This is a genomic window from Actinobaculum sp. oral taxon 183 str. F0552 (genome assembly GCF_000466165.1).
Taxonomy (GTDB): Bacteria; Actinomycetota; Actinomycetes; order Actinomycetales; family Actinomycetaceae; genus Peptidiphaga.
The window spans coordinates 37,764-44,741 of sequence record NZ_KE951415.1; the positions used below are offsets into that span (position 1 = coordinate 37,764).

The 6,978-nt window shown below is 69.4% G+C and carries 5 protein-coding genes; 3 read left to right on the top strand and 2 right to left on the bottom strand.

Annotated elements, in window-relative coordinates; translation table 11 throughout:
• Positions 1-26: 26 nt before the first annotated feature.
• Positions 27-3,596 (bottom strand): S8 family serine peptidase, encoded by a 3,570-nt coding sequence (locus HMPREF0043_RS11865; RefSeq protein WP_040317739.1) that lies wholly within the window; start codon positions 3,594-3,596, stop codon positions 27-29.
• 202 nt (positions 3,597-3,798) lie between these two features.
• Between HMPREF0043_RS11865 and HMPREF0043_RS03215 the strand changes: the two genes are divergently transcribed.
• Positions 3,799-4,320, top strand: coding sequence for a hypothetical protein (locus tag HMPREF0043_RS03215; RefSeq protein WP_021601424.1), 522 nt, complete (start codon positions 3,799-3,801; stop codon positions 4,318-4,320).
• On the opposite strand, the gene HMPREF0043_RS03220 is transcribed toward HMPREF0043_RS03215, so the two are convergent.
• On the bottom strand, positions 4,311-5,258 hold the full coding sequence (locus HMPREF0043_RS03220) for an aldo/keto reductase (RefSeq protein WP_021601425.1): 948 nt from the start codon (positions 5,256-5,258) through the stop codon (positions 4,311-4,313). The two genes, HMPREF0043_RS03215 and HMPREF0043_RS03220, sit on opposite strands and share 10 nt — an antisense overlap.
• Before the next feature lie 61 nt (positions 5,259-5,319).
• On the opposite strand from HMPREF0043_RS03220, the gene HMPREF0043_RS03225 reads away from it, so the two are divergent.
• Both HMPREF0043_RS03225 and HMPREF0043_RS03230 read left to right on the top strand, forming a co-directional pair.
• Positions 5,320-6,147 carry an undecaprenyl-diphosphate phosphatase gene (locus HMPREF0043_RS03225; protein WP_021601426.1) on the top strand — a complete coding sequence of 276 codons (828 nt, stop codon included), beginning with the start codon at positions 5,320-5,322 and terminating at the stop codon, positions 6,145-6,147.
• 10 nt (positions 6,148-6,157) lie between these two features.
• Complete coding sequence (locus HMPREF0043_RS03230) at positions 6,158-6,865, top strand: HAD family hydrolase (protein WP_021601427.1); 708 nt, start codon at positions 6,158-6,160, stop codon at positions 6,863-6,865.
• Positions 6,866-6,978 lie beyond the last annotated feature (113 nt).

A 6,978-nucleotide genomic window follows, 5' to 3' on the forward strand; every position in this document is an offset into this window, starting at 1 on the left:
GTCCGCGAAGCGGCGGACCGCAGGGGTCATTTCGTCGTGACGACGGCGGGGGTGTCGGACTTGTTCCCGTCCCAGTCGCCGAAGGCGACGACGTCGGAAGCCTGCCCGAAGGTGCGGACGTCGGTGGAGACGCCGCCTTTGAGGGCGTCGGTCAAGTGGTAGACGTTGCCTCGGCGAACACCGACGGTGTCTTTGCCGTCCCCGTTCCAGTCCCCGGCGATGGCGGTGTCGTCCGCGCGCCCGTACTTGAACGCGAGATCGGCCGGCCCGCCGGACAGCGAGTTCTTGACGAGGAATTCGTTGCCGCGTTTGACGGCGACCGTGTCCTTGCCGTCCCCGTCCCAGTCGCCGGCGAACGGTGTGTCCGCGGCCTGCCCGTAGCGGAAGACGGCGTCGGGGTCGCCGCCGGACAGCGAGTTCTTGACGAGGATCTCGTTGCCGCGTTTGACGGCGACGGTGTCCTTGCCGTCCCCGTCCCAGTCGCCCACGAGGGGGACGTCGCCGTCACGCCCGAAGACGAAAGACTTCGGCCCCTCGGCGGTCGTGTAGGTGAAGGTGTTGCCCTTGTGGAAGATGAGCGTCTGCTTTCCCTGTCCGTCGAGGTCTCCGGCCAGCGGCTTCCCATCGGGCAGACCCGAGGTCTCCCCGATGCGGGAGGCGGCCGTCCATCCGGAGTAGAACACCGCCGTCGACGGGCCCGGCTGGGGGGTGGCCGTTCGGCGGACGACGAAGGGCTTGGAGGTGAACACCTCGGTGTTCTCGCCGTCCTGGGCCTTGCCGACGCCCTTCGTGATCGTAGCCTCCAGGACGTAGCGGCCGTCGGCCACGGGCGTCGGCTCCTTGGCGTCCGCCGTCTTCTTGACCGTGCCGTCCCACGCGAACTGATTGAACGACGTGTCGACCCCGACGGCGTCGGACGTGTGGACGTAGTTGTCCGGTCCGGCCGGTTCGCCCTTCGAGCCGTCGTCCTTGGCTCGGTAGACGCGGATGTCCAGGTGCGAGGCCGGGTTTTCGAAGTGGAGGAGGAGCCGCGGGAAGTCCGTGCCCGTCATCGTGTAGGCGTGGTCGGCCGAGAGGACCTGGGCGTACGTGGCCGACTTGTCGGCGCACTCGGTGCCGACGACCCTGCCGTTGGGGCACGTGGCCAGGACTCCCAGGCTCGGCTCGATGTAGAACCTCTTCGACGGCGGGATGTTGTTGGCGGCCAGGAGGTCGGCGCTGTAGACGTCGCCGTAGGTCCACGCCGAACGTATGAAGGGAAGCGACTCGTAGTCGGCGTTCAGGCCCGAGAACGGGATGCGCTGGACTTGGTGGTTCGACCCGGTCATCACGACGTGCCCGCCGTACATGGTGGCGTGCGGAAGCTTCTTCCGGACCCCCTTGCCGGAACGGTAGTCCGTGTACGTCGAAGGGGGTGTGACCGTCACGTCCACCGTGCGTGTCGAATTCGCCGGGACCGTCACCTCCGACGAGGAGAAGGAGACTTTCGTGTCCAGGCCCGCGACAGCCTGGGGGAACTGGTTCGGCCCCCACGTGCCGACGGCGTCCGTCTCGGACGACAGCTTGTAGGTGACGTCCTGGGAGGAGCGGTTCGTGATCTTCAAAGCGACCGGTTTCTTCGAATCCGTGTCGCCGAGGGAGATCTTGGAAGGGGTCGTCGTCGAGGCGAGCTCCCCGGAGCCCGCCTTTGCGTAGGACGACGCCTGGGAGACGGCGCGGGAGACGTCGATCAACCCCGCCCCCTGGCGGTGGACCGGCTCTCCGGCCTTGGCCGAGGCGGGCACGCCGTACTCCTCGGGATTGTGGAGGGCTAGGGGCTTGGCCGAGTTCTGGAGCACGGTCCGCACGTCCGCCGGAGCCAGAGACCGGTTCGACTGCAGGAGCAGGGCGGCCGAGCCGGCCACGTGCGGAGCGGCCATCGAGGTCCCCGACGCGGTGGCGTAGCCCTGGTTCGCCGCGGGGGAGTCGAGGGGATAGGCCGAGTAGATGTTGCCGCCGGGTGCCAGGACGTCCGGCTTGAGGCTCAGGGTGGCGGAGGGCCCGTAGGAGGAGAAGGCCGAGATCGCGCCGCCGTTCGGGTCGTGTGAGACGATCGGCTCCCCGTCCAGCCAGGTGATCGACGTCGCTCCCTTCGCGACGGCCGCCTCGAGCTTCTCGCCGTCGGCCTTGGAGATGCTCACGGCGGGAATCGTGACCGGAGGTTTGCCGGATGCCTCACCCGAGATCGTTCCCTCGACGTTGTTGTAGATGAGGACGGCCGACGCGCCGTCCTCCTGGGCGGCCTTCACCTTCTCGTAGAAGGTCGAGGAGCCGCGGGAGACCAGGACCGCCTTGCCCGCGAAGGGCTTGCCGTCCAAGTCCACGGCGCCCGTCTTGCGCCCCTCGGGGTAGGCGGCCAGCTCGATTGACCCGCTCGTCGGGGCATTGGGCGTGGAGCCGACGGGGGAGTAGGCGACGTCGGTGCCGTCGGCGAGTCTGAACCCCCGGCTGCGCACGCCCGTGTTGTCCACCGAGCCCGTGGCGATCGCCTTGTCCGAGACGCCCGGAGCACTGCCGGAGAAGACCCCGCTGGCGCCGTTGTTCCCCTCGGAGCAGGTGACGACGATCCCCGCGTCGGCCATGGCCGACGCCCCGACCGCCGTCGGGTAGTTCGGCCACGTCATGAACGACGCACCGATCGACATGTTGACGACGTCCATGCCGTCCTTGGCGGCGCGCTCCATGGCTGCGAGCATGATGTCGGTGCTGGTGGAGCCCTCGCAGCCGAAGACGCGGTATGCGCCCAGGAGGGCGTCGGGAGCCGCCCCCTTGAAGCCGGTCGACGGGTCGTTGCCGGCGGCGATGCCCGCGACGTGGGTCCCGTGCCCGGCGGAGGCGCAGTCGTCGGGGACGGCATCCGGCGTGGGGTTGGGATTGTACTTGTCGCTCGTGAAGGACCCGTTGAAGGCGTCGCCGACGAAATCCCATCCCGCCACGACCTTCTTCGTGGGGAAGACGTGGCTGGGGTCCGAGACTCCGTTGCCTCCGAAGGCCGGGTGGTCGATGTCGACGCCGGTGTCGATGACCCCGATCTTGACGCCCTTGCCGCTCAGACCGAGTTCCTGCTGGGCGTAGCCGACGCCGGAGATCGAGCGGGCCGTGAACATGTCGGGTTTGGCCGACCGATCGACCTTGACCTCCGGGCGTTCGACTTCCACGACGGGGAAGATGCCGACCACGGCCTTGTTCCTGTGGACCTCGGCCAGGCCGTCGTCCGCGGCTTTGACCGTCACCCCGTTCCAGATCCGTGAATAGGAGCCGGTGACCTGGACCTTGGAGGAGACGGAGTTCTGGAAGTCGCTCTGCTGTTTGGCGATGGCCGACGCCGCCCCTCCCTTGATGGTCGGCTCCCCCCTCATCTGGACGAACCACTTCCCGGTGAAGCCCTTGGTGTTCGCGGCCTTCTCCTGCAGTTCGGAGACGCTGGGCAGAGACGGCCTGGCATCGCCCGGAGCGGCGGATGCGGAAGGGACGGGGGAGGCGACCCCGATCACCATGGCCGCTATCGCGCAAAGGATCCCCGGGGAGCGCCTGCGCGGCATGCGATTGTGTGCCATGTGCACTTCCCTTCGACGTGAACGGTGAGAGGCCCGCACACCGAGCACCGGTGTACCGGCGGCGCGCCCGGCATCCATCATGCCGCATATCCGCGAGCGCCGAGAGCGCGCATTCGCATGTCGGACGGTCCGAAGCCGCGTGGACGCCCGTTCCGGCTTCGGCTGTGTGGCGCAGGCGACTCTCCCGCGCTAGGCTGACGTCATGTCTACGAACCCGCGCCTCGCCCTGGACCGTCTCATCGGCGCTCTGGAGACGTTCCATCAGGCGGCAGTCAGTGCGCAGGACCCCGATGCGCCGAGCGTCGTCGAAGCGGCGGACATGCTGGCCGACGCCTACACCGTCTACGACGACGTCATGTTCGTCCAGTTCGGGGTCGAGGCGCCGCTCGACGTCTACGGCGACATGGAGGACGACGACTACGACGGGGCCCTCGACGACGACGAGTTCGAGGACTTCGACCTCGACGAAGAGGATGAGGACGACCTCGACGAGGACGAGGATCTGGATGAGGGAGACGAAGACGACCTCGAGGACGTGGACGAGGAGGAGTACGAGGACGCAGACGCCGATTTCGTCTTCGATGACGCGGACGAGGACGAGGAGGGCGACCAAGGAGAGGAAGGCGACGACGCCGACGAGGACGACCCCGATGCAGACGGCGTCTCCGACCGAGGCGAGGAAGGCGACGGCGCAGACGAGGCGGACGGCTCCGGCTACGAGTGAGGCGAGCTGACGTCGTCCAGCGCGTCGACCACGAGGTCCGGCAGGGGGGCGACCTTGCTGAGCACAGACTGGAGCTGCGAGGTCGTGCGGGCGCCGACGACGGCCGCGCTGATCCCCGCTCTGTCGACGGTCCACGAGAGCGCCACGTCGGCGGGGGTGCGGCCCAGCCCGTCGGCGGCTCTGGCCACGGCCTCGACCACGCGGCGCGACCCCTCCTCCAGGTAGGGGCGCACGAAGGCCGCGAGGTGCTCGGAGGCGGCCCGCGAGGTCGGCGGGATCGAATGGCGGTACTTCCCCGTCAGCACGCCGCGCCCGAGGGGCGAGGACGCGAAGATCCCCAGGCCGAGGTGGTCGGCCATGGGAACGATCTCCTCCTCGACGCCGCGGTGCAGAAGCGAGTATTCCTGCTCGGCGACGGTGAGCAGCGGGAGCCCCATGGCGCGCAGCCTCTCGCACAGCACGGCCCCCCGCCAGGCCGCGTACCCCTGAATGCCGACGTACCTGACCAGGCCCCGGTCGACTAGCCATCCCAGCGTGGAGGCCGTCTCCTCGTCGGGGGCCAGCGGATCGGGGGCCGCCACGAGGAGCACGTCGACGTAGGTCGTGTTCATCCGCTCCAGGGAGGCCCGCAGCGAATCGAGTATCGGGCCGCGGCCGGCGCCGAAGCGCATCCCCGCGGGGCCCTCGGTGAAGCCGGCTCTCGTGCACAGGATCACGTCCTCGCGGTCGACGGTGACGTCGAGCAGCTCGCCGATCGTCGCCTCCGACGTTCCGCGGCCGAACGCCGGGGACGTGTCGATGAGGTTCCCCCCGGCCTCCACGAACGCCTCGAGCTGACCGCGGGCCTCCTCGTGGCTCGTATCGCGCCCCCAGGTCAGGGTGCCGAGCCCCACACAACCGACGACGAGGCCGCTTCTGCCCACCGTGCGCTCTCTCATGGGGCAAGCCTAGCCGAGCTCGAGGCTGGTCCACCCCAGGGCCGTGGCTTATCCTTGACCGGTGGGATACCTAGAAGCAACCGTTCTCGGCATCGTGCAGGGCCTCACGGAGTTCCTGCCGATCTCTTCGTCAGCGCATCTGCGCATCTTGGGAGACCTCTTCGGCTGGGGAGACCCGGGTGCCGCCTTCACGGCCATCGTCCAGCTCGGCACGGAGGCCGCCGTCATCACCTATTTCGCCAAAGACATCTGGCGCATCGTCTCCAAGTGGGTGCGGGCCCTTCTGTGGAGGAGCTCGGTCGGCCAGTCCGACCCCGACGTGAGGATGGGGTGGGTGGTCATCGTCGGCACCGTCCCGATCGGCGTGCTCGGCCTGCTCTTCCAGGACGACATCGAGAGTGAATTGCGCAACCTGCACTTGACCGCCTTCGTCCTCGCGGCGTTCGCGCTGGTCCTCGGCGTCGCCGACAGGCGGGCCAGGCAGGACAAGACCTTGGAGGTCATGACCCTCCGCGACGGCGTGGCGGTCGGCTTCGGCCAGGCCCTCGCCCTCATCCCGGGGGTGTCCCGCTCGGGGGGGACCATCACCGTCGGCCTCGTCCTCGGCTACACGCGCGAGGCCGCCGCGCGCGTGTCCTTCCTGCTGGCCATCCCGGCCGTGGTCATATCGGGTGTCTTCCAGTTGGTCAAGACCAGCGGCACGGGGTCGATCGCCGCCGGCCCGACGGTGATCGCCACGGTGATCTCCTTCGTCGTCGGCTACGCGGTCATCGTGTGGTTCCTCAAGCTCATCTCGACCCGCTCCTACATGCCCTTCGTGGTCTACCGCATCGCCCTGGCCATCGCGGTGGTCGTCCTGCTGGGCGCCGGATACCTCTCCGTCTACTGAGGCCGCCCCGATGACGCCGACGCCATCCGATGCCGCGGCCTTCCCGGGGGCCGTCCTGCTGGACATGGACGGGACGCTGACGGACTCCGAAAAGTGGTGGTTCCGCGGCGAGGCCGAGCTCCTGGCCGAGTACGGCGTGGAGTGGACGGAGGAACTGGCCAAGGAGGTCGTGGGCTGCCCGATCGACTGGTGGGCCTCGACGATGGTCGAGAGGTTCGGCCTGCCCGCCCGCCCCGAGGACGTCGCCCGCGACCTGGTGGCCAGAGTCCACGGCATCGTCTCCCGCGAGCCCGCGCAGTGGCGCCCCGGCGCCCGCGAGCTCCTCGAGCTCCTGGCCCGCCTGGCCGTCCCGTCGGCCGTGGTGACGTCCTCGCCGCAGGCCATCGCCCGCGCCGCTCTGCGAGAGGCGCCCGCAGGAAGCCTGGCGGTGTTCGTCACGGGGGACGAGGACCTGGCCGGAAAGCCTAGCCCGGAGCCCTACGAGCGGGCGGCCGGGCGGCTCGGGGTCGACCCAGCCGACTGCGTCGTCTTCGAGGATTCGCTCTTCGGGGTGCGGTCCGCACTGGCTGCGCGGACCCACGCGGTGGTCGTGCCGTTCATGGCCGACATCCCGCCGCTGCCGGGGCTTTTGAGGATCGATTCGCTCGACGGCCTCGACGCCCGCGCCCTCAGCCGGTTCGCCGCCCAGCCGCTGCCCGCGGGCGACCCGCTGGCGTAGGCCCGACACTCCGCAGCGGGCCGGGCGCCGGCCCGAAATGCCGCCCGGCCGCGCCCTCTCGGCGTTGAGGCGGTGGCGGGAACCCCGCACGGCATGGCGCGGCGCCCGGGGTC

Bases quoted from the DNA above. Each gene is read 5' to 3' on its own strand.
- HMPREF0043_RS11865 (WP_040317739.1), bottom strand. From the start codon at position 3,596: ATGGCACACAATCGCATGCCGCGCAGGCGCTCCCCGGGGATCCTTTGC.
- HMPREF0043_RS03230 (WP_021601427.1), top strand. From the start codon at position 6,158: ATGACGCCGACGCCATCCGATGCCGCGGCCTTCCCGGGGGCCGTCCTG.
- HMPREF0043_RS03220 (WP_021601425.1), bottom strand. From the start codon at position 5,258: ATGAGAGAGCGCACGGTGGGCAGAAGCGGCCTCGTCGTCGGTTGTGTG.
- HMPREF0043_RS03215 (WP_021601424.1), top strand. From the start codon at position 3,799: ATGTCTACGAACCCGCGCCTCGCCCTGGACCGTCTCATCGGCGCTCTG.